The following is a 20,788-nucleotide window of genomic DNA, read 5'->3' as shown; positions in this document are numbered from 1 at the left end:
ACTACAGCCTCGGTGAAATCGCACCTCAGAAGTACCGCAGCCAGACGTATCCCCAGGCCAGGGCGGTACTGAGCGCGGTGACCGAGGCTGCCGACGGGTACGAGGCCCTGACCGCTCTGGACGCGACGCCGGTCGACCTGGCGATCCTTGACATCGCGATGCCGCGGATGACCGGGTTGCAGGCTGCCCGTGAGATCAACCGAACGCATTCGCACGTGCGGATTCTGATCCTGTCGATGTACGACAACGAACAGTACTTTTTCGAGGCACTCAAGGCCGGGGCGTCCGGGTATGTGCTGAAGTCCGTGGCCGACCGCGACCTGTTGGAGGCCTGCCGGGCGACCATGCGCGGGGAGCCGTTCCTGTACGCCGGTGCGGTGACGGCGCTGATCCGCGACTATCTGCACCGGTCACGCCAGGGCGGCGAGTTGCCCGAAACCATCCTGACGCCACGGGAGGAGGGGTGCTCAAGTTGATCGCCGAGGGCTATTCGACCCGGGAGATCGCCGCGACGCTGACCATCAGCGCCAAGACAGTGGATCGGCACCGAACCAACATCCTGGCCAAACTCGGCCTCCGGGATCGGCTGGCGCTGACGCGCTATGCGATCCGTGCCGGGCTCATCGAACCGTGAGCCCAAATCGGAATGGCGTGTGACACAACGCCGATGCCCCAACCCATGATCGGCCAGACCGGCCAGAAGTACCAGCCACCACCGCCGAGTCCGACGGCCAGCCAGATGCCGAGCATCAGGAGGGAGCCGGCGAGGTAGGCGGCCACGTGGATTCCGACGCTCATCCGGGCTGCCCGCTGTTGGGCGGCGCGGCGGCGCGGGTCGTGACGCCGCAGGCGGTTGACGGGTAGGTCGGCGACGAGCGCGCGCAGTTCATGGGTGGTCTGCGCCTGGAAGGTCGACTGCAGCCGATCCTCGTACTCGGGCATGGTCAGGTAGCCCTGGGTGAGGGCCTGGCCGAGGTCGTTGGCGGTCCGTTCACGCTCCCGGTCGCCGGCTCGGGCGGTGTCAACGGTGTGTAGGGCGGTGTCGGCCATCTCAACTCCCGTGAATCTAGTCAGTGACAAGTTGAACTATCCCACTGGAACTTGTCAGCGTCAAGATGCAATGTCGGTTGTTTCCTGTTCGGCCAGGTCGCGCAGGGTGAGGAGCTGTTTCCGCATCATCACCACGTCGCCCACGGCCATCACCCAGCCCAGGGGTCGTGGACCACCGAAGCGCACCCGCACGTGCAGTCGGGTGCCCGCGGCCTCGGGGTGCACGGCATAGGTGACCGCGACCTTCCCGGACTGCAACGTCACTTGCTCGTCTTCGGCGAATGAGCGCAGCGTGAAAATCTGCATGAAGCGTTGGCCGGTTCGGAGCTGGGTCAGTTCGGCGTTCCGCGTGCGCGGACTGCGCCGGCCGAAGTTGTCGATGAGGTCGTAGCTGTACGGCGCGACGCGCAACTGGCAGAGCCAGCCGAACACGGTCGACGGCGGCGCGTCGATGCTGATCGCCCGGTCGGCGGAGAGTGCGGTGGCCGGGGTCAGGGCGTCGCACGGAAGAGTGGCGTTGCGCTCTTGGGTCGTGGCGCCCCAATTCAGGATCACGCCAGTACGTCCGGGCGCGGGCGTAGTTGTCCCGCAATGCGTTTGAGTATATGGCGGACCGCCACCGCGTGGCCGCCCGAGCCGATCACCAGGGCGCGGTAGATCTTGCCGTGGATACCCGGAAAGGCTGCCCAGGTTTGAGAGCGCACCCGCGTGCGATGTGGGCCGAGATCATCCAGCTCGAAGACCCATTCGTAGATCGAGAAGGGGTGGCGGCCCTTGAGGACCAGGCGTTGGCGCGGCGTGCACTCACCGATGGCGAATCCGAATGGGGCGCGCGGTTCGGCGGGGTCACCGCACATCGTTCGCAGGACGGCGGCCCATGTCGTAGCAGCGTCGGCGTCGACGGTTATGGCATGCTCGTCGATATAGGGTAAACGTTCCATATAGAAGGACTGTACTAGATCATGGCGCCTCCGCGGAAGCATGAAACCGACGCAATCTTGGATGCCACGCGGGCGTTGGTGCTCGCCGAAGGGCCAAGGGCTGCAAGCGTTGCGGCGATTGCCAAGGTCAGCGGGGCCCCGGCGGGCACGCTGTATCACCGGTTCGGCAATCGCAATGGGGTGTTGACCGCGGCCTGGCTGCGGGCGCTGGAGCGGTTTCAGTCCCGCGCGATGGCGGCCACCGCGGACGACGCGGTGGAGGCGGCAGTCGCGATGGGCGTCGCTGCGGTGGACTTCGCCCGGGAGGTCCCCGAAGATGCCCGCTTACTGCTGACCATCCGGCCCCGTGACCTGCTCGACGGCGCCCCCGATGCGGAGTTCACCGCCACGCTGGCGGCGATGAACATGCCACTGGGGGAGCGGTTGCGTGATCTGGCGCGCGGCATCTACGGCAACGACGATGCGCGCACGATGGATGCGATGGCACGCGCCGTCGTCGACCTGCCCTATGCGATGGTGCGCCGCCACGCCAACGATGCCGAGTTGCCGGTGTGGATGGAGGAGGACCTGGCCGAGGCGATCCGGAAGTTGCTGGTTCGGTGAATTGTGTTCGTCTTCGCCGGTGATCTCCTGTACGAGCCACTGTGACGAATGTGTGTTTTCTTGAGGGGATTTCGGGCATTTCGTCGCGACAGGCTGCACACTCGTCACGCCGGCAACGTAGGAAACTGGGTATCGTCTGGGCCATGGATGACAAGGCCGACGCTTCAAGGGTTGTCGCAGCAAGTCGCGAGATCGCCGCACCGGCAGAGGTGATCTTCGAGCTGATCGCCGACCCGTCCCAACAGCCTCGCTGGGATGGCAATGACAATTTGGCGGTGGCGCCTTCCGGGCAGCGGGTCCGTGCGGCCGGCGACATGTTCGTCATGACGATCAGCCAGGGCGGCGACCGCGAGAACCGCGTCGTGGAGTTCGAAGAGGGCCGGCGTATCGCATGGCAGCCGTCGGAAGTCGGCAAAGAGCCGCCCGGCCATCTCTGGCGCTGGGAGCTGGAACCGTTGGGCGACAACCGAACTCTGGTCACTCACACCTACGACTGGACGCAGCTCAACGATGAGAAGCGGCTGGTGCGCGCACGCGCGACCACCGCGGACAAGCTGCAGGGATCGATCGACCGCTTGGCGGCGATCGCCGAGTAGAGCGGGTGTCGATGTGCCCGCCTATGAGCGACAATCGAGCGACAATCGCCACCTGCATCACGGTGGCACCTTCCGTCACGAAAGTGATCATTACTCGCGTCACGCGGATCCCATTCCACCTCGCCTGCCACAGATTTCGGCTTGCCCGCCTATCAGCGACAGTGTCGCTCTTAGTCGGGCGCTGGACAGGTGAGGCTGTCGTGGTTCCAGAGGAACGAGTGCCAGGTGAGGTTGCCGCATTCGTGGACGGTGTTGCGTGAGCGGCTCAAGAGGCGATTGTCGCTCGATTGTCGCGCGTAGGCGGGCAGATCGAGGGGGCGGTTCGGCGCCGTGACGCCTGGGGCACTCGTGACTCGCGGCGGGGCCGGGCGAGTGGGGATAGGCGGGCGGGGACCCGCGCTCCGCAGTGTCAGCGCCCCGCGGCGAACTCCCGCAAGGACTCCACCTGCGCTGCATCCAATGACGGCCGCACGGTCTCGCGAGCCTTGGCGACATCGGCCGCGGTGACATCCGCGGCATCGATGGACCGGCGCATCGCCGTCAAGGCCGCCTCCCGCAGCAGCGCCGCGCAATCGGCCGCGCTGTAGCCATCCAGCTCGGAAGCCAGGGCGTCGAGGTCGACATCGGGGGCCAGCGGAATGGATTTGCCTGCGGTGCGCAGGATTTCGCGGCGCGCATCGGCATCCGGCGGCTCGACGAACACCAGTTTCTCCAACCGTCCCGGCCGCAGCAGCGCGGGGTCGATGAGGTCGGGGCGGTTCGTCGCACCCAGCACGACGACGTCGTTCATCGGTTCGATGCCGTCGAGTTCGGTCAGCAGGGCGGCCACCACGCGGTCGGTCACCCCGGAATCGAAGCTCTGCCCGCGCCGGGGCGCCAGCGCGTCGATCTCGTCGAGGAACACCAGTGACGGCGCCGAGTCACGCGCCCGGGCGAACAGTTCGCGCACCGCCTTCTCGGATGAGCCGACCCACTTGTCCATCAGCTCAGCACCTTTGACGGCGTGCACCGAGAGCTTCCCGGAACTCGCCAGGGCCCGCACCACGAAGGTCTTGCCACAGCCGGGCGGGCCGTACAGCAGCACACCACGCGGTGGCTGCACGCCGAGCCGCTGGAACGTGTCAGGGTGCTGCAGCGGCCACAACACCGCCTCGGTGAGGGCCTGTTTGGTCTCGACCATGTCGCCGACGTCGTCGAGCGTCACCGAGCCGACCGACACCTCTTCGGTCGCGGACCTCGACAGCGGGCGGATCACGGTCAGCGCCCCGGCCAGGTCCTCCTGCCACAGGACCGGTTCGTTGCCGTCGGCGCTGGCCCGCGATGCGGCCCGCAGCGCGCCCTCTCGGACCAGGGCGGCGAGATCCGCAACCACGAAACCTGGTGTGCGGTCCGCGATCTGACCCAGATCCAACTCGGCGGCCGGAACGCCGCGCAGCAGCACCTCCAGCAGCGCCTTGCGGGTGGCGGCATCGGGCAGGGTCAGGGCGAGCTCACGGTCACACAGATCGGGCGCCCGCAGTCGGGGGTCCACCCCGACCGGAACGGCCGACGTCGCGATGAACGCCACGCCGCGGGTTCCCACGGCCTCACGTAGTTCGGCGATGATCAGGGCCGCGACCGGTTCGGGGCCCCGGTCTGTGGAGGCCGGCAGCAGGGCGTCGATGTCGGAGATCAGCAGCACCCCACCACCGTCGCGCACCGTGGCGACCGCATCGGATATCCGGCGCAACCGGTCGTCGGCGGCCAGTGCCCCCACCTGCGGCCCGTCGAGTTCCACCAACCGCCGCTCGGCGCATACCGTCCGCACCATCGTTGCCTTGCCGACGCCGGCGGGACCGGTTACCAGAACACCGAGATTCGGTGTGGCGCCCAGGGTTTCGAGAAGTTGAGGTTCATCGAGCGACAGCTTGAGCCATTCGGTGAGCTTGCGGGCCTGGGTATGGGAGCCCTTGAGGTCATCGAAGCTGACCGCCGGCTCGGCGCGCGCGGGGCTGATCGTGTGCGCCCCGGTGGAATCCGATGTGCTCGGCTCGAGGCCCGATCCCCACGACACCACCGAATTCGGTTGAATGCTCACGGGTCCGGACGGATCGACCCCCGTTACCGTCAGCAGCTCCGAGGTCCAGGTGATGCCCACCGACGACGCCAGCGCCGCAGTGGCCGCCGAAGTCGACGTTCCCGGCCCCAGATCGCGGGGCAGCAGCGACACCGTGTCGCCGACCGTCATCACCTTGCCCAGCAGCGCCTGGCGCAGCGTCGCCGACGAAATCGAGTCGGTCGCCAGCCTCGACCCGCTCACCGTGACGGCCCTGGCGCCGTACACCGTCACCGGCGCCACGATCACCGTGGCGGTTTCGCGCACCCCGGCGTTGGACAACGTGACGTCGTCGAGCAGGGCGGTTCCGGTCGGGGTACCGCCGGGGGCGATGCCGACGACTGCGGCGGTGGTGCGGGACCCGGTCAGCGAGATCGCGTCCCACTCGCGGATTCCCAGGGCGGCGATCGCCTCCGGATGCAGCCGGACCACCCCGCGACGCGAGTCGAGTGCCGAGGTGTTCAGCCGTGCCGTCAGACGCAGATGCCCGAGCGCGTGATCATCATCGACCTCGAGCTGCGACATGTCAGCGGCCCGGCTTCCGCAGTCCCAGGCGGGCCATCGACCGGCGGTGCGGCTGTGCCCGGCGAATCGCGCGCCGCGTCGCACGGCGCTGTTGCGGTTTGTCGTCCCATGATTCGGGGTGGCTGGCCACCCACTTCTTGGTGCGTACCGCGAACGGGATGTGGATCACGTAGGCCACGATGATCACCATGATCACGATGTAGCCGTAGAAGACGGACGCCGCCACGCCGATCGCGACCAGGGCGAGCAAGGGCGCCACCATGTTCGGCGGCACCGCGAACGTGTGGATCTTGCGCATCGGGATCCGGCTGACCACCAGCAGCGAGACGCCGATCATCCAGATCGACACGGCCCACTCGCTGGTCCACCAACCGTCGCCGAACTGCATCTTGGCCGCCAGCGGTCCGATCGCGCCGAGCGCACCCGCCGGGGCGGGCATCCCGACGAAGTACTCCTTCTCGTACGCAGGCTGATCCACGTCGAGCAATGCGTTGAACCGGGCCAGCCGCAACACGATGCACACCGCGTAGAGCAGCACCACGATCCACCCGACCCGCGAGTGCGACAGCAGGGTGCCGTAGACGATGAGGGCCGGGGCGACACCGAAATTCACCGCGTCGGCCAGGGAGTCGATCTCCTCGCCCATCTTGGAGGTGGCATTGAGCATCCGCGCGACCCGGCCGTCGAGCGCGTCGAGGATCGCTGCGACCGCCAGGAACGCCATCGACTCGGTGGGCCGGTTGTCGAGGGCCATCTTGATCGCCGACAAGCCCAGGCAGATGGCGGCCACCGTCATGGCACTGGGCAGCATCCGCACGCTGAACGGCGGCGGTTTCATGCGTCCCTTGATCAACGACGGGGGTCGCATGCGGGGTTTGATCATGGCAACTCCGCCAGGACGGTTTCTCCGGCCAGCGTCCGCTGGCTCCGGGTGACGAGCAGTTTCGAACCAGCAGGCAGGTAGGTGTCCAGCCGGGAGCCGAACCGGATCAACCCGTAGGTCTCGCCGATGTCGAGCTTGTCGCCGACGTGCGCGTCGCACACGATGCGCCGGGCGATGAGCCCGGCGATCTGCACGGCGATCACCTCGGCACCCTCAGGGGTGCGGATGACGACGCTGTTGCGTTCGTTGTCCTCGCTCGCGGCTTCGAGCTCGGCCGAATGGAAGCGCCCGGGGCGGTGCTGCACGGCCACCACGTCACCGCCGATCGGCGCCCGTTGCACATGTGCGTCGAGGACCGACAGGAAGATGCTGATCCGCGGCCGCGGGGTATCGGGCAGGCCGAGTTCCGACGGCGGCGCCGCTTCTTCGACCAGGCACACCAGCCCGTCGGCGGGGGCGACCACGACGCCGGGGCGGGTCGGCGGTACCCGGGGCGGGTGGCGGAAGAACGCCGCGTTCGCCCCGGCGGCCAGCAGGCCGGCCCGTCGCACCCAGCGGTGCTTGCGGCCCAGGGCCGCGACGGCGAGGCTGGCGCCGACAAACGGTAGGCCCGCCGAATGCATCGGCGGAACACTGGATCGCACCAGCGCCGCAAGGCGTTCTGGTCCGGACTGGAGGTCGGGGCGTCTGGCCATCGGGAGGATTCTACGTGCGGGCGGCGTCGGGATTGCTAGCTCAGGTCCCAGACGGGAACCGTCGACCCGGCCGTGAGTTCGGTGATGTCCTCGCCGATCTCCAACAGACAGTTCGCCGAGGCGAGCCAACGCAGATGATGCGAGGCCGGCGGACCGTAGCTGCTCACCGAATCTCCGGTCAGCACACCCCGCCGGAACTGCCGTTTTCCGCGCGGCGACGTCAGATCTTCGGTCAGCTGTGCGGTGCGTCGCGGCCGGTCGGGTTCGGCGAGGCCCATCGCGGCACGTAACGGTGAACGGACGAACACCTCGAAAGAAACCAGCGCGCTGACCGGGTTGCCGGGCAGCGTGATGATCGGCACTCCGTCGACGGTGCCCGCGCCCTGCGGCATGCCGGGCTGCATCGCCACCTTCACGAACTCCACCTGATCCGACAGTGAGTCCTTGACCACCTCGTACGCGCCCGCGCTCACCCCGCCGGTGGTGATGATCAGATCGGCATCGCCGGCGTGCGCGGTCAGCGCGGCGCGGAAGGCGTCGACGTCGTCGGCGGACATCGGGGCGATCGTCGCCTGGGCGCCGGCGTCGCGGACCGCCGCGGCCAGCATCACCGCATTCGACTCGTAGATCTGGCCCGGTTGCAGTTCGGTGCCCGGAGCCACGAGCTCGGTGCCGGTGGACATCACCATGACGCGTTGCGGCGGCAGCACGGGCAAGGTGGCCAGTCCCAGCGCCGCGGCCAGTCCGAGAGCGGCCGGGGTGATCACCTGACCGGCGCGCAGCACCGCCGTCCCCGCGGTGACGTCCTCACCGGCACGGCGGATGTGCTGGCCACCCCGGGCGGCCGCGCGGATCGTCACCGTGTCCGTCGCCCCGTCGGTGGCCTCGACCGGGACCACTGCGGTGGCACCGGACGGCAGCGGAGCCCCGGTCATGATGCGGTGCGCGGTTCCCGGCTGCAGCGTCAGCGGGTCCGTGCGCCCGGCCGGGATGTCCTCGGCGACCGGCAACCGCACCGGGGTGTCCTCGGTGGCGTCCGCGACGTCATCGGCGACGACGGCGTAGCCGTCCATCGCGGAGTTGTCGAAGCCGGGCAGGGAGAGCGGGGCGACGACATCGGTGGCCAGCACCAGTCCGAGCGCGTCGTTCAGCGGAAGATCTTGCGGTGCGCGGGATTTGATCAGACCCGCGACCACCTTCTGGTGTTCTTCGACGGTCCGCATCATCACACCGGGAAGCTGACGCCGGTGAGCTCTTCGGACACCGCCCACAGCCGGCGCTGCAGCTCCTCGTCATGCGACTGCTTGCTGGAGGTCACGAGCTTCGGGTAGCCGCGGAGTTCCCGGAACCCGTCCGGTCCGTAGTACTGGCCGCCCCGCACGCCGGGATCGGTTGCGGCGCGCAAGGTGGCCAGCGCGCCCTTCAGCGCGCTGTTGACGAGGAGGGTGGTGATCTTGCTGACGCCCGGCAGCCCGGCGCCGGGGATGTGCCGCGTGAGTTCGGTGTCCGAGATCCCAGGATGAGCGGCCACGGCGATCGTCGGCTCGTTCTTGGCAGCCAGACGCCGCTGCAGCTCGTAGGTGAACAACAGGTTCGACAGCTTGGACTGCCCGTACGCGGCGACGCGGTTGTAGCTGCGTTCCCACTGCAGGTCGTCGAAGTGGATGCCGGCCTGGATGTCGTGGGCGATGCTGGCGACCGCGACGACGCGCGATCCGTCCACCGGGAGCAGGTGATCCAGCAGCAGTCCGGTCAGAGCGAACGCGCCGAGGTGGTTCGTGCCGAACTGCAGCTCGAAACCGTCGACGGTGGTCTGCTTCGGCGGGTACATCACGCCTGCGTTGTTGATCAGCAGGTCGATGCGCGGATAGGCGGCCTTGAGCTCGTCGGCAGCGGTCCGGACCGAATCCAGCGAGCCCACATCCAGCTGCTGCAGTTTGAGGTCGGCCTTCGGTACGGCGGCGGTGATCTGGTCGACGGCCTGACGGCCCTTGTCCAGGTTGCGTACCGCGATGACGACGTGCGCGCCTCTGGTGGCGAGCACACGGGCAGTCTCGTAGCCCAGACCGGTGTTGGAGCCGGTGACGATCGCGACCCGGCCGGACTGATCGGGGACGTCGGCCTCGGTCCATTTGGAATTGGCGCTCATGAGTGTTGAACATACGGAATCTGGGTGCTGGACGGCACCCCGGCGCCATAGCAGTCTGGGAGCCATGCGGAACCCGCCGGCGGTCCAACCGTGCCGCAGATCCCGTTGTCCGCGTGGAACGAAACAGACTGGAAGACGGTGTTCGCCCGGTGAAATTGATCGATCCGGCCCAGCCGCCGAGCCGTAAGGCACCACTGGTGTGGGCGTTGAGCGCAGCTGTCCCGTGGGCGGTGCTGGCATTCGCGCAGTTGATCTGGTTCGCAATCGACTCTCGGATGCTGTGGTTGCACGGCGCGGCCGCGATCGTCACGGTCCTGGGCGCGGTGCTGTTCATCGCGGTGGTGCCGATGTGGCGTTACCGCGTGCACCGGTGGGACATCAACGTCGGGTCCGGGACGCCGGCGGTGTACACCCGCACCGGGTGGCTGGTGCAGGAGCGTCGTATCGCGCCGATCTCCCGGGTGCAGACCGTGGACACCTACCGGGGTCCGCTGGACCGGTTGTTCGGCCTGGCCAACGTGACGGTGACGACGGCGTCCTCGGCGGGGGCCGTGCGGATCGTGGCGCTCGATGACGACGTCGCCGAGCGGGTGGTGGCGCAGCTGACCGACATCGCGGCGATCGGTGAACAGGACGCCACGTGACGCCGCCGGCTGAGCCGGCCATCGGGCCGCCGCCCGCCGAGCGGACCACCGAGCCGACATGGCGCCGGCTGAGCCCGCGTATGCTCCTGGTCCACCCGGTTCATGAAGTGCTGCAGCAGATTCCGCTGCTGATCGGCGCGGTGGTGCTGGGCTCGGCGACCGGCAACTCGGGGTGGACGATCGCGGCCATCGCCCTGACCGTCGCCGTCGGTCTGGCGCGGTGGTTCACCACCAGCTACCGCATCGAACCGGACGAGGTGCAACTGCGCACCGGGCTGTTGCAGCGCAAGGTGCTCTCGGTGCCGCGCAACCGGATCCGGTCGGTGTCCACTGATGCCCGGCTGCTGCACCGGCTGCTCGGGCTGACCGTGCTGCGGATCAGCACCGGCCAGGAAGCCAAGGGCGACACCCAGTTCGCCCTGGACGCGGTCGAGGCGCAGCAGGTGCCGAGGCTGCGCGCGATCCTGCTGGCCGATGCCGTCCCGGTCGCCGATGCTCCGGCGGGCCGGGAGCTGGCCCGGTGGCAGCCGTCCTGGCTGCGCTACAGCCCGCTGAGCCTCACCGGCCTGGCGATGATCGCCGCCGCGACGGGGGTGATCTATCAAGCCGGAGTGGGTGTGGCACTGCGAAACTCGGCGATAGCCCAGTCCGGTATCGCGGTCGCAGAACGCCTGGGCGTCCTGATCAGCGTGGCGGTCGGCGTCGTGGTCGTACTGGTGGCCTCGGTGGTGCTCTCGGTGTTGCGGTCCTTGCTCACCTACGGGAATCTGGTGCTGCGCAGAGATTCCGACGTACTGCACCTGCAGCACGGCCTGCTGCGGCTGCGGGAACACACCTACGACATGCGGCGGATGCGCGGCGGCACACTGCGTGAGCCATTGCTGGTCCGTGCCTTCGGTGGTGCCCGCCTCGATGCGGTGATGACCGGCGTCGGTGGCGAGGGGGAGTCCTCGCTCCTGCTGCCACCGTGCCCTGCGGCCACCGCCAGATCAGTGCTGGCCGAGTTGGTCCACAACCCCGGCGTAGTGGAAGCACCGCTGGTTACCCACGGACCGGCGGCGATGCGCCGGCGCTGGACTCGTGCCCTCGTGCTGCCCGCGGTGGTCGGGTTGGGGATGCTCCTGGTCGGGGTGCCGGCGTGGGCCTGGGTGCTGTGGGTGTTGTTGGTCGGGTGTTCGGGGCTGGTGGCCGCGGACCGGTCGCGGTCCCTCGGCCACCTGGTGCGCGACGGCTGGTTGGTGGCTCGCGCCGGAAGTCTGGAACGCCGCCGCGATCACCTGGACACCGCCGGGATCATCGGGTGGACGGTGCGGCAGACGTTCTTTCAGCGTCGCGCCGGGGTGGCCACCCTGATCGCCGCGACGGCGGCGGGGGAGAAGCACTACCGGGTGCTCGACGTGCCGGCCGAACAGGCATGGTCGGTGGCGGTGGCCGCTACGCCCTGGGTGGCCGACAACGGTTGGGTCGAGAGTTGATGCGGCCGGCACCGGCACGCAATTCGTGCCGGTGCCGGCCGCTTTGCCGCTAGCGCGACGGAACCCAGGCGAGGTCTTTGACGTCGGTCGTGACCCGATCGTCGTCCCGGTGGACCTTCCCCTCCTTCATCACGAAGCACGTCGCTTTCAGATCGGCGATGTTCTGCAGTGGATCCCCGTCGACGGCGACCAGGTCCGCATATGCGCCGGCCCGCAGGCAGCCGATCTTGCCGTCCTGACGCAGGACTTCGGCCGCCACGGTGGTGGCAGACTGAATCGCCTGCAATGGCGTCATGCCGTATTCGACCATCAAGTCGAACTCGTCGAGTTGTTCCCCGTGCGGGAACGACCCGATGTCGGTGCCGAACGCGATCTTCACACCGAGTTCGAGGCCTCGTTTGAACGCACCTTCGTGTCGCTTGACGAAGCGCTTCTCGAAATCGGTGTTCTGGCGCTTGTAATACGTCTGCATCGTCGGTACCCAGTAGGTGCCGATCTGGAGCATCGCCTGCAGGTCTTCCTCAAGCAGCAGTGGACCGTGCTCGAGTGTGCGCACGCCGCCGTGAATGGCCGCCTGCGCACCGTGTCCGCCATAGGCGTGCGCGGCGACGTCACGACGGAATCGCTTCGCCTCCTTGACGATTGCTCGAACATCCTCGATGTCGAACTGATGCAGCGGCTCCATCGTCTCTGGCTCGACATCTTTGCGAGTGCTCGTGCAGTAGATCTTGATCCAGTCGGCGCCGATCTTGATCTGGCGGCGAACCTCGCCGATGTAGGCGTCCCGTGAGTCGGCCATCGCCGCGACATCAGGCAGATTGAGCTCCGGATTGACCTTGTCGTCGATCCTCATGTCGCCGCCGGTGATGGAGATCGCGTCGGTGGCAACCCACATCCGCGGGCCGGGAACCGTGCCGGCGGCGATCGCGTCGCGTAGGGCCGTATCCCCGTGCCAGACCTGCTCGTTGTCGGTGTCGCGCTGGCTGGTGATGCCGATCTCCAGCGCGCGCGCCGCGGCCGCCACTCCTTCGATCATGCGGTACACCTGGGTCTTGAAAAGGATTGCAGGAGGCCATACCTGGTCCTCCGGCCGCAGCAGCATATGTGTGTGGCAGTCGATGAGACCGGGCAGCAGCGTGCGATCGCCGAGATCGACGACCACGGCACCGGGCGGGGGAGTGTCGACTACCGACTCGATCTTGCCGCCGCTCAAGACGACAACGGCATCCTCCAGATACGTGTCCCGCTCCGGATCGAGAACGCGCTTCGCCCGTATCGCATATTGGGTTTCGGTTTCTACTGTATTCATTCCTTACCTTCCTGTTGATGGGTCCGGGAGTGTGTCGGCGTGCGCCGAGGTGTGCTGGGTACGAGGTGACACGAGACGCGGTGGGCGTGACCGTCGACGGGATCGAGAGACGGTGCCCGGACCCGACATTCGTCGACTGCCACCGGGCAACGCGTCTCGAACGAGCAGCCGGATGGGGGCTGGATCGGACTCGGGGGGTCACCGATGAGTGTTGGTGTCGGCAGTCCGCGTCCGGCGGCGTCCAAGGTCGGGACCGAACCGAGCAGCGCCTGGGTGTAGGGGTGCTGCGGTGTCGTCAGGACTGTGTCGACATCACCTACCTCTACGATCTTGCCGAGGTACATCACCGCGATCCGGTCACTGATCTGGCGGACGACATCGAGATCGTGGGCGACGAAGACACAGGTCAAGTCGAGTTCGTCGCGCACGAGGGCGAGCAGGTTCAGTATCTGGGCCTGGACGAGGACGTCCAATGCCGATACCGGCTCGTCGCAGACGAGTACCGACGGATTGACGGCGAGTGCGCGCGCAATGCCGATCCGCTGAAGCTGGCCGCCCGAGAACTCGTGTGGATAACGGCTCGCGACCTTGGCCGAAAGCCCCACCAGGTCAAGCATCTCCGAGACCCGGCGATGGATCGACTGCTTGTCTCCGAGCTTGTGCACGACAAGGGGTTCGCCGATGATCGCGCCGACGCTCATCCGGGGATTGAGCGAGGTGTAGGGATCCTGCAGGACGATCTGGACAGTTTTCGTCAGCTGCCGCCGGGTTCGCCGATCGGCCTGGCCGACCTCGGTACCGCCGACATGGATCTCACCTTCGGTGGGGCGGTCCAGACCGACGATGAGCCGGCTCAACGTTGATTTGCCACAGCCGGATTCGCCGACCAGACCGAGGGTCTCGCCGCGCACCACTTCGAGATCGACACCGTCGACGGCGCGGAGCAGTTGGTGACGACCCAACCCGCGGGCGACCTTGTAGTGGCGTCGGACAGCCCGCAATTTCAGCATCGGCTCTGTCGCCGGCTTGGAAAGGGTTTCACTCGACATGGCACGCACACGCTCCCTCAGAGGCTCGTGGACTCAGTTCGGGATCGGTTGTGGAGCAGATCTCGATGGCCTCGCTGCAGCGGAATCTGAACGGGCATCCGGTGAGCCCTGCGGTGAGTTCGGGTGGTCCTCCCGGCAGGACATCGAGCTGCCCTGCGCGCCGGTTCGGGCTGGGGATGGCGCGTAGCAAGGCTGCGGTGTACGGGTGGTGTGGCCGCGCGAGCAGAGACCGGGTCGGTCCAGTCTCGACGATGCGGCCCGCGTACATGACAGCCACCCGGTCAGCGATCGCTGCCGCCGCTTTGAGGTCGTGGGTGATGAGGATCAGGCCCATGCCGAGTTGCTCCTGCAGTGACTTCAACAGGTGCAGAATCTGCAATTGCACCGTCGGGTCGAGGGCGGTGGTGGGCTCGTCGGCGATCAGGATCCGCGGCGACTGCGCCAGGGCAATCGCGATGGCGACCCGCTGGCGCATCCCGCCGGAGAACTGGTGCGGATAGCTTCGGTACCTGGCTTCTGCGTCGGGGATGCGGACTTGGCGCATGAGTTCCAATGCGCGCTCTCGGGCCTGTGTGCGCGACAGTCCCTGCCGGATGCGAAGTGCCTCACCGATCTGTGCACCGACACGGTGCACCGGGTTCAGTGCCGACAGTGAGTCCTGGAAGACGAGACCGATCCGAGCGCCACGCACGGACTGCATCTGACGTGGGGTGAGGCCGCGAAGGTCGAGGCCATCTGATTCGATGCGGCCTTCGACCGTGCAGGTTTTGGGCAGAAGCCCCATGACCGCCTGGGCGGTGAGGCTCTTTCCCGAACCGGACTCGCCGAGAAGTGCAAGCCCCTCGCCGGCCTTGACCTCGAGATCCACCCCTCGCAGGAGGGGAGTGCCGTCGCGCAGTGACACGCGCAGGTTGTCGAGGATCAGGGCTGGTTGTTGTGATTTCCCGCGCTGTTCGGGTGAAACGACTGGCGTACTGGACGATTTGGCGTTCATTTCGCATCCTTGGGATCGAGTGCGTCGCGCAGCGAGTCGCCGATCAGGATGAAGGCGAAGACGGCGGCGGTGAGAAATCCGGCTGGTGCGAGAAGCGGCAGGGGCGCATCGAGGAAGCGGCTCTGAGCGTCGTAGATGAGCTGGCCCCACGAGATGGTCGGCGGTTGGAGCCCTACGCCGAGCATCGAGACGATCGACTCGTAGGTGATGAAGAGTCCGAGGTTCGTGGTCACGACAACGAACCAGGGCGCCAGGCTGTTTCGCAGAACGTGATGCACAAGGATCCGGCTGTGGGTTCCGCCCGTCGCGCGGGCAGCCAGCACGAAGTCGCGATGCCGGACCTCGAGCACGGCCCCACGCATGATCCGCGCAACCGGGGGCCAGCCGCTGAGGGTCAGCGCGATCACCACTGCGGCCAGGCCGCCGTTTCCGACCAGAGTCAGGAGCACGCTCGCGCTCAGGAGCAGCGGGATCGACAGAGCGATCTCGGTCATCTTGGTCAGGACGGTGTCGATCCAGCCGCCGGCGTAGCCGGCGATGGCCCCAATTGCTCCGCCGAGAAGTCCGGTGAACAGAGCGACGAGCAGACCGACGGTGAGACTTGCCCTCGTGCCGTAGATCGATTGCGTCAGAACGTCGCAACCTTGCAGGTCGGTACCGAGCAGATGTTGTGGACTTGGGGAGAGCAGGGATTCGCTCAGCGAGCAGTCGCTGCTGCTGTACGGCGCGAACAGCCCGGGCATGACGGCCAGGGCAATCATCAGCAGAAGGAGGAATGCTCCGATCTGCGCCTGCCGGGACTGACGTAGCTGGGTCCAGGACCGCTGTCGGTGTCCACCTGCCGGCTCTTCGACGGGCGGAGCGGACAGGTCGAGGTTATGCATGACGAATCCTCGGGTCTAGGAGGAGGTAGATGGCGTCTATTGCCAGGTTGATCAGTGCGTAGACCAAGATGATCGCGGTCACGATGCCCACCACCGCCGGTTTGTCGCCGAGGTAGATCGCGCGCGCGAGAGCCTGTCCCAGGCCGGGGATGTTGAAGATGAGTTCGACGATGACCGCCCCGCCGAACAGCGCTCCGAACTCGATGCCGGCAAACGTCACCACCGGGATGAGGCTGTTTCGCAACGCGTGATGCCGAACGACGCGCCAACGTCCGAGCCCCTTCGCCGTGGCGAGCCGCACGTAGTCCTCGTCCAGCTGCTCGATGAGCTGCGATCGCGTAAGTCGTGTGATGTAGGCCGTCGAGGCAACTGCCAGAACGAATCCGGGCAACAGGAAGCTCTTCCATCCGGCCTCCAGACCCGACACGGGAAGCCACTGGAGCTTTACGCCGACGACGAGTTGGAGAACGAACGCGATGACGAAGAACGGGATGGACAATCCGGCCAGGGTGGCTGCGCGGACGATGTGGTCGATGGTGCGGTGGCGGTTGAGGCTGGCCAGCATGCCGGCACCGATCCCCAGGACACACGCGATGAGTACCGCAACGGCGGCGAGTTGTGCACTGACACTGAGCCGTTCGGCCAGCATGGGCGCGATCGGCTGGCCGGTGACGGTCTGGCCGAAGTCTCCATGCAGAAGCCCTTGCACGTAGTACAGGTACTGGCGCCACAGCGGCTCGTTGAGGTGGTAACGGCTCTCGATGGCGGCGACGAAGGCCGGATCCGCGGCTCGTTCACCGGCGAGTGCGGCCGCCGGATTGGTCGGCAGTGCAAAGGCCAGAGCGAAGATCACCATTGTGCCGCCGAACACCACACCGAGCGTTTGCAGCGCGCGACCGAGGATGTATTTGACCATGATCAGTTGAACGCGACGTCTTCGACATGGATCCTGCGGAAGGCGTCCATGTGCACGTCGGTGACGCGCTCGGAGCTACCTACCGGGACCCGCTGTGTCCACAGCGGGACGTAGGGCATGTCCTTGAGCACGATCTGCTCTGCCTGGAGGTAGGTGTCGCGCGCTTGATCTGCCGACGCGGAGCCTTTGGCGCTCGCCAATTTCTCTTCGAAGGAAGGGTTTTGGTAGCCGGAGAAGTTCTCGGGAGATTTGGCACCGAAGACCGGCTCGAGATAGTTCCCGATGCTGGGGTAGTAGAAGGTCCAGGCAGTTCTGAACGCGGAGTCGACCGATCCGTTGCCCAGCTTTTCGAGTACCACCGCCAGGGTTGGATACGGCTTCGGCGTGACCTGAATACCGAGACTGTCCGACAGTTGCCGGGCCACAGCCTCGACCCAGGGCTTATTGTCGGGGCTGTCGGTGCTGTACGCGATCGAGAATCCATCACGGATGCGGTTGTTCGCGGCTTGATCGAAGAGGCGTCTGGCGGCCTCGGGATCGTGCGTGCAGGTCTGGCCGCATGCGTCTGCCGCTGCCCCCGGCACGAGGCTGGGCACGTAGCCGGTTGCGGGCTCGCGAGTGCCCGCGAATACGGCGTTGCTGACGGTCTGCCGGTCAATGGCCATCGAGACGGCGTGCCGAACGTCGGCGGAATCGAATTGCGATGAAGAGAGCGGGAATCCGAGGTACTCCAATCGTCCGCTGCCGAACTCCTCGTAGTTCCCGCCGAGGATTCGCCGCGCTTCGTCGACCTTCGATGCGGGAATCCCCGGCACGATGTCGACGCCGCCGGAGACCAGGTCGTTGTACGCGGTGTCGAAGCTCTGGTAGATCCGGTAGGTCAGAGACGAGGCCTTGGCCGGAGTGCCGGCATACTCGTCGAACCGGGTCATCTGGATCTCTTGGTCGTGGACCCATTCCCCGTTCATCTTGAAGGGGCCGTTACCGATCGGCGCCCGCTCGAATGCTTTCGGATCCTTGAAGGCCGCTGTCGGCAGAGGTGAGAAGGCGGGGTAGCCGAGCATGATCTCGAACTGCGAGTCGGGTGTTTTCAGGTCGATCCGGAATGACTTGTCGTCAATCACGCGAAGACCACTCATCGCGGTCGCTGAGCCTGCGGAGACGTCGTCGTAGCCCTGAATGTTGTTGAACACGTATGAATTGAGCTGGGCCGCATCGCGGCTGGCGTTGAAGTTCCACGCGTCGACGAATGAGGAAGCCGTCACCGGTTCGCCGTTGTGGAACGTCCAGCCGGGGGCGATACGCACATCCCAGTGCTGGCTGTCGGCGCTCTTGATCTCGGAAGCGACCCCGAGTCTCGTTTCATTGCTCCCTGGATCGAACGTCACCAGCGGCGTGAACAGCGACGTCACGACCTGCGAGCCGTACACCTCCGAATAGTTTGCTGGCATCAGCGATGAAGGCTCCAGGATGGCGACCGACATCTTGCCGCTCGACGCGTCCCCGGAACCTCCATTTCCACATGCAGTCGCACTGATGGCGATCGCCGCGATCGCTAGTCCTATGAGTCGTCGCATGGCCCTCTTTCCCGCTACTGTGTTCTGAATACAGTGTGCTACATTTTGGCCCGTGTCAAGGCTTTCAGCGGGATTCGGTGAACTTGATCACCGGTCGGCGGACGGCCGTGTGGCTGCATTCGTGGTGGTTGTCGAACGATGGAAAGGGCACCGATGCAACGACGTACGCTCCTGAAAGGCGCTGGGATCGGCATGGTGGGTGCATCCACCTTGGCCGCGGCCGGTTGCGGAAGTGAGGCAGCGACGCTGCGGGTCCGCAGCATGTCGGGCTTCCATGTCGGCGGACGATCGCTGTCGGTGCGCGGCGAGGCGACCCGGCCGATGTTCACCGCGGCCGGCGTGCCCGCGGCGACCGTTGATCCGAACGGCGACATCGAAATCGGGCAGCTGTACGCGCACGAAGTGAGACTCGACAACCCGCGCACCGAGGCCCCGGTCGTGTTCTGGCCCGGCGGCGGACTATCCGGGGTGTGCTACGAAGGCACGCCCGACGGGCGTGCGGGCTGGCAGGAGCGGTTCCTGCGCGATGGATACGACACGGTCGTCTGCGACCCGGTCGGTGGCGGCCGAGCGCCGTCGGCCCGCTATCCCGAGGTCTATCCGAGCGAGCCCCTGTTCCGCACCAAGGCGGAGATCTGGGATATCTTCCGGATCGGGCCGGGCAGCGGGTACGCGACGGACCCGGGGAGCCGCACGGCGTATCCGGGAACGCGCTTCCCGGTCGACGCGTTCGATCAATCGATGCGACAGGTGATTCCGCGGTACAAGCTGTCGGACGATCTGCGGTTGCCCGCTTATGACGCGCTGTTCGAGCGGCTCGGTCGCGGCATTCTGCTCTCCCACAGTGCCTCCGGGCCGGACGCATTCGCCACCGTCGTGGGGAACCCTGATCGCGTGGTCGCGCACATCGCGGTCGAACCGAGCGGTTCAGCGGTCCCGGCCGGCACTGATCTGAGTCCGATCAAACACATTCCGCACCTGGTGATCTGGGGTGACCGCATCGATGACGAGCCGGCCGCCGGGTGGCGAGATCTCTGGAACTCGACCCGCGAGTACACCGACCGGCTGCAGGCGGCGGGTGGCAACGTCACCTGGATCGACCTGCCTGCCAGTGGCATCACCGGTAACACGCACATGTCCATGTGGGACGACAACTCAGACCAGATCGCCGGCCTTATCCTCCGGTGGTTGAAAGACGTTGTCTAGCAGTCCGCGTGCGCTGGACTGCTTTCAGTGGGTGTGGCCTGTCTCGTCACTCCAACCGCCGAGCAGCCGCTGGAGACCCGACATGGCGTCCACCACGTCGCGGTCGCTGGCGGCGAACGAGAGCCGAATATGGCCGGGTGCGCCGAAGGCCTCGCCGGGGACCACGGCGATCCCGAGTTCGTCGAGAAGGTAGGTGGCGAACTCGATGCTGTCGGCGAACTGACGCCCGTTGACGCCTCTGCTCAGCACCTCGGAGACATCCGGGAAGCAGTAGAACGCGCCGGCGGGCTCAGCGGTGTGGACACCGGGCAGTCCGTCGAGCACCTGCAGCATGAGGTCGCGGCGACGGGTGAACGCGGCCACTGCGGCCGGAACATGCTCAAGTCCGCCCCGTAGGGCGGCCAGCGCGGCCGCTTGGGCGATGTTGCTGACATTGGATGTCAAGTGCGACTGCACTTTTGCCGCCGCGGCGGCAATTGGTCCGGGAGCGTGCAGCCAACCCACTCGCCAGCCGGTCATTCCATAAGTCTTCGAGACTGCGTGCACGGTGACGGTGGCCGCCGCGATCTCCGGACTGACCTCGCGGATGGTCGCAAACTCGCGGCCATCGAAGATCAGGTGTTCGTAGACCTCGTCACTGAGCACGGTCAGACCCCGGCGAAGGGCCCACTCGGCAATCGCCCCGAGTTCTTCGGCGGAGTACACCGCGCCGGTCGGATTGGACGGCGAGCCGATCACCACGATGCGGCTGCGGTCCGTCCAGGCCGCCTCCAAGGACTCGACGAGTACCTTCCCTTCCGGATCGGTGGGAACGAACACCGGTTCCGCCCCGACCAGACGTGCGGCCTCTGGGTAGGTCGTCCAGTACGGGGTTGGTATCAGGACCTCGTCGCCGGGGTTGAGAAGCACTGCCATGGCGATATATACGGCCTGCTTGGCCCCGTTGGTCACCACGATCTCATCCGGGCCGGCCACTCCGGCCATGGCGCTCGCCATCGCCGCCCTCAACTCGGGCAGGCCTGATGATCCGGAGTAGCGATGGGTCGCGCGTGCCGAGCACGCTTCAGTAGCTGCTTCGAGGACATGATCGGGAGGCGTGAAGTCGGGTTCGCCGGCGGCCAGCGACAGCACGTGTCGTCCCATTGCTCGCAGTTGTGCCGACCTGGCAGCGACTACCATTGTGGCCGAAGGCGATAC

The 20,788-nt window shown here is 66.7% G+C and carries 20 protein-coding genes and 1 pseudogene; 6 read left to right on the top strand and 15 right to left on the bottom strand.

All coding sequences use genetic code 11. The features are described 5' to 3' along the window. Positions 1–68: 68 nt before the first annotated feature. Positions 69–634: pseudogene (locus ACWEFV_RS24260) on the top strand (response regulator); the annotation flags it as partial. Here the strand turns inward: ACWEFV_RS24260 and ACWEFV_RS24255 are convergent. From ACWEFV_RS24255 to ACWEFV_RS24245, 3 genes are read right to left on the bottom strand one after another with little or no spacing between them, the layout of a single operon-like run. Next, positions 601–1,050: a DUF1707 domain-containing protein gene (locus ACWEFV_RS24255; protein ID WP_450072045.1), complete on the bottom strand. Its 450-nt coding sequence runs from the start codon at positions 1,048–1,050 to the stop codon at positions 601–603. The pseudogene ACWEFV_RS24260 and the gene ACWEFV_RS24255 overlap by 34 nt on opposite strands. Before the next feature lie 60 nt (positions 1,051–1,110). Further along, a complete protein-coding gene (locus ACWEFV_RS24250; protein WP_450072044.1) occupies positions 1,111–1,605 on the bottom strand; it encodes a hypothetical protein in 495 nt (164 codons plus the stop codon). Continuing rightward, complete coding sequence (locus ACWEFV_RS24245; RefSeq protein WP_450072043.1) at positions 1,602–1,991, bottom strand: hypothetical protein; 390 nt, start codon at positions 1,989–1,991, stop codon at positions 1,602–1,604. The genes ACWEFV_RS24250 and ACWEFV_RS24245 overlap by 4 nt, the downstream gene beginning before the upstream one ends. A gap of 21 nt (positions 1,992–2,012) precedes the next feature. On the opposite strand from ACWEFV_RS24245, the gene ACWEFV_RS24240 reads away from it, so the two are divergent. After that, positions 2,013–2,594, top strand: coding sequence for a TetR/AcrR family transcriptional regulator (locus ACWEFV_RS24240; protein WP_450072042.1), 582 nt, complete (start codon positions 2,013–2,015; stop codon positions 2,592–2,594). A gap of 143 nt (positions 2,595–2,737) precedes the next feature. Then, positions 2,738–3,190: an SRPBCC family protein gene (locus ACWEFV_RS24235; protein ID WP_450072041.1), complete on the top strand. Its 453-nt coding sequence runs from the start codon at positions 2,738–2,740 to the stop codon at positions 3,188–3,190. 409 nt (positions 3,191–3,599) lie between these two features. On the opposite strand, the gene ACWEFV_RS24230 is transcribed toward ACWEFV_RS24235, so the two are convergent. The 5 genes from ACWEFV_RS24230 to ACWEFV_RS24210 are packed head-to-tail and all read right to left on the bottom strand — an operon-like array spanning position 3,600 to position 9,537. Next, positions 3,600–5,810 carry an AAA family ATPase gene (locus ACWEFV_RS24230; protein WP_450072040.1) on the bottom strand — a complete coding sequence of 737 codons (2,211 nt, stop codon included), beginning with the start codon at positions 5,808–5,810 and terminating at the stop codon, positions 3,600–3,602. 1 nt (position 5,811) lies between these two features. Next, positions 5,812–6,693: a CDP-diacylglycerol--serine O-phosphatidyltransferase gene (pssA, locus tag ACWEFV_RS24225; RefSeq protein WP_286175169.1), complete on the bottom strand. Its 882-nt coding sequence runs from the start codon at positions 6,691–6,693 to the stop codon at positions 5,812–5,814. After that, positions 6,690–7,388: a phosphatidylserine decarboxylase gene (locus ACWEFV_RS24220; RefSeq protein WP_450072039.1), complete on the bottom strand. Its 699-nt coding sequence runs from the start codon at positions 7,386–7,388 to the stop codon at positions 6,690–6,692. Before ACWEFV_RS24220 ends, pssA begins: the two co-directional genes overlap by 4 nt. Positions 7,389–7,423: 35 nt before the next feature. Beyond that, on the bottom strand, positions 7,424–8,611 hold the full coding sequence (gene moeA, locus ACWEFV_RS24215) for a molybdopterin molybdotransferase MoeA (RefSeq protein ID WP_450072038.1): 1,188 nt from the start codon (positions 8,609–8,611) through the stop codon (positions 7,424–7,426). 2 nt (positions 8,612–8,613) lie between these two features. Next, positions 8,614–9,537, bottom strand: coding sequence for an SDR family NAD(P)-dependent oxidoreductase (locus ACWEFV_RS24210; RefSeq protein WP_450072037.1), 924 nt, complete (start codon positions 9,535–9,537; stop codon positions 8,614–8,616). Between the two features lie 149 nt (positions 9,538–9,686). On the opposite strand from ACWEFV_RS24210, the gene ACWEFV_RS24205 reads away from it, so the two are divergent. After that, complete coding sequence (locus ACWEFV_RS24205; protein ID WP_167857998.1) at positions 9,687–10,181, top strand: PH domain-containing protein; 495 nt, start codon at positions 9,687–9,689, stop codon at positions 10,179–10,181. An 80-nt stretch (positions 10,182–10,261) separates the two neighbouring features. Further along, positions 10,262–11,656, top strand: a complete 1,395-nt coding sequence (locus tag ACWEFV_RS24200; protein ID WP_450072085.1) for a PH domain-containing protein — start codon at positions 10,262–10,264, stop codon at positions 11,654–11,656. 49 nt (positions 11,657–11,705) lie between these two features. Here ACWEFV_RS24200 and ACWEFV_RS24195 read toward each other — a convergent pair whose 3' ends face one another. From ACWEFV_RS24195 to ACWEFV_RS24170, 6 genes are read right to left on the bottom strand one after another with little or no spacing between them, the layout of a single operon-like run. After that, complete coding sequence (locus ACWEFV_RS24195; RefSeq protein WP_135458615.1) at positions 11,706–12,965, bottom strand: metal-dependent hydrolase family protein; 1,260 nt, start codon at positions 12,963–12,965, stop codon at positions 11,706–11,708. After that, on the bottom strand, positions 12,962–14,014 hold the full coding sequence (locus tag ACWEFV_RS24190) for an ABC transporter ATP-binding protein (protein ID WP_450072036.1): 1,053 nt from the start codon (positions 14,012–14,014) through the stop codon (positions 12,962–12,964). The genes ACWEFV_RS24195 and ACWEFV_RS24190 overlap by 4 nt, the downstream gene beginning before the upstream one ends. Beyond that, the gene (locus tag ACWEFV_RS24185) at positions 14,004–15,008 is read right to left on the bottom strand and encodes an ABC transporter ATP-binding protein (RefSeq protein ID WP_450072035.1); all 1,005 of its coding nucleotides are present in this window, start codon (positions 15,006–15,008) and stop codon (positions 14,004–14,006) included. Before ACWEFV_RS24185 ends, ACWEFV_RS24190 begins: the two co-directional genes overlap by 11 nt. After that, a complete protein-coding gene (locus ACWEFV_RS24180; RefSeq protein WP_135458609.1) occupies positions 15,005–15,892 on the bottom strand; it encodes an ABC transporter permease in 888 nt (295 codons plus the stop codon). Before ACWEFV_RS24180 ends, ACWEFV_RS24185 begins: the two co-directional genes overlap by 4 nt. After that, entirely contained in the window at positions 15,885–16,808 is a 924-nt protein-coding gene (locus tag ACWEFV_RS24175; protein ID WP_124713630.1) for an ABC transporter permease, read from the bottom strand. Before ACWEFV_RS24175 ends, ACWEFV_RS24180 begins: the two co-directional genes overlap by 8 nt. Positions 16,809–16,810: 2 nt before the next feature. Beyond that, on the bottom strand, positions 16,811–18,292 hold the full coding sequence (locus ACWEFV_RS24170) for a peptide ABC transporter substrate-binding protein (RefSeq protein WP_450072034.1): 1,482 nt from the start codon (positions 18,290–18,292) through the stop codon (positions 16,811–16,813). 246 nt (positions 18,293–18,538) lie between these two features. Between ACWEFV_RS24170 and ACWEFV_RS24165 the strand changes: the two genes are divergently transcribed. Continuing rightward, a complete protein-coding gene (locus ACWEFV_RS24165; RefSeq protein ID WP_135458603.1) occupies positions 18,539–19,591 on the top strand; it encodes an alpha/beta hydrolase family protein in 1,053 nt (350 codons plus the stop codon). A 24-nt stretch (positions 19,592–19,615) separates the two neighbouring features. Here ACWEFV_RS24165 and ACWEFV_RS24160 read toward each other — a convergent pair whose 3' ends face one another. Beyond that, on the bottom strand, positions 19,616–20,734 hold the full coding sequence (locus ACWEFV_RS24160; protein WP_450072033.1) for a pyridoxal phosphate-dependent aminotransferase: 1,119 nt from the start codon (positions 20,732–20,734) through the stop codon (positions 19,616–19,618). Positions 20,735–20,788 lie beyond the last annotated feature (54 nt).

This window comes from Mycobacterium sp. NPDC004974, from assembly GCF_053600815.1.
This window is presented reverse-complemented; position numbering and strand designations above follow the sequence as displayed.

What these genes read in the sequence shown, in the direction of transcription:
- ACWEFV_RS24255 (WP_450072045.1), bottom strand. Translation starts at nt 1,050, where the DNA reads ATGGCCGACACCGCCCTACACACCGTTGACACCGCCCGAGCCGGCGAC.
- ACWEFV_RS24245 (WP_450072043.1), bottom strand. Translation starts at nt 1,991, where the DNA reads ATGGAACGTTTACCCTATATCGACGAGCATGCCATAACCGTCGACGCC.
- ACWEFV_RS24240 (WP_450072042.1), top strand. Translation starts at nt 2,013, where the DNA reads ATGGCGCCTCCGCGGAAGCATGAAACCGACGCAATCTTGGATGCCACG.
- ACWEFV_RS24235 (WP_450072041.1), top strand. Translation starts at nt 2,738, where the DNA reads ATGGATGACAAGGCCGACGCTTCAAGGGTTGTCGCAGCAAGTCGCGAG.
- ACWEFV_RS24230 (WP_450072040.1), bottom strand. Translation starts at nt 5,810, where the DNA reads ATGTCGCAGCTCGAGGTCGATGATGATCACGCGCTCGGGCATCTGCGT.
- pssA (WP_286175169.1), bottom strand. Translation starts at nt 6,693, where the DNA reads ATGATCAAACCCCGCATGCGACCCCCGTCGTTGATCAAGGGACGCATG.
- ACWEFV_RS24220 (WP_450072039.1), bottom strand. Translation starts at nt 7,388, where the DNA reads ATGGCCAGACGCCCCGACCTCCAGTCCGGACCAGAACGCCTTGCGGCG.
- moeA (WP_450072038.1), bottom strand. Translation starts at nt 8,611, where the DNA reads ATGCGGACCGTCGAAGAACACCAGAAGGTGGTCGCGGGTCTGATCAAA.
- ACWEFV_RS24210 (WP_450072037.1), bottom strand. Translation starts at nt 9,537, where the DNA reads ATGAGCGCCAATTCCAAATGGACCGAGGCCGACGTCCCCGATCAGTCC.
- ACWEFV_RS24200 (WP_450072085.1), top strand. Translation starts at nt 10,262, where the DNA reads ATGCTCCTGGTCCACCCGGTTCATGAAGTGCTGCAGCAGATTCCGCTG.
- ACWEFV_RS24195 (WP_135458615.1), bottom strand. Translation starts at nt 12,965, where the DNA reads ATGAATACAGTAGAAACCGAAACCCAATATGCGATACGGGCGAAGCGC.
- ACWEFV_RS24190 (WP_450072036.1), bottom strand. Translation starts at nt 14,014, where the DNA reads ATGTCGAGTGAAACCCTTTCCAAGCCGGCGACAGAGCCGATGCTGAAA.
- ACWEFV_RS24185 (WP_450072035.1), bottom strand. Translation starts at nt 15,008, where the DNA reads ATGAACGCCAAATCGTCCAGTACGCCAGTCGTTTCACCCGAACAGCGC.
- ACWEFV_RS24180 (WP_135458609.1), bottom strand. Translation starts at nt 15,892, where the DNA reads ATGCATAACCTCGACCTGTCCGCTCCGCCCGTCGAAGAGCCGGCAGGT.
- ACWEFV_RS24175 (WP_124713630.1), bottom strand. Translation starts at nt 16,808, where the DNA reads ATGGTCAAATACATCCTCGGTCGCGCGCTGCAAACGCTCGGTGTGGTG.
- ACWEFV_RS24170 (WP_450072034.1), bottom strand. Translation starts at nt 18,292, where the DNA reads ATGTCGGTCGCCATCCTGGAGCCTTCATCGCTGATGCCAGCAAACTAT.
- ACWEFV_RS24165 (WP_135458603.1), top strand. Translation starts at nt 18,539, where the DNA reads ATGCAACGACGTACGCTCCTGAAAGGCGCTGGGATCGGCATGGTGGGT.
- ACWEFV_RS24160 (WP_450072033.1), bottom strand. Translation starts at nt 20,734, where the DNA reads ATGGGACGACACGTGCTGTCGCTGGCCGCCGGCGAACCCGACTTCACG.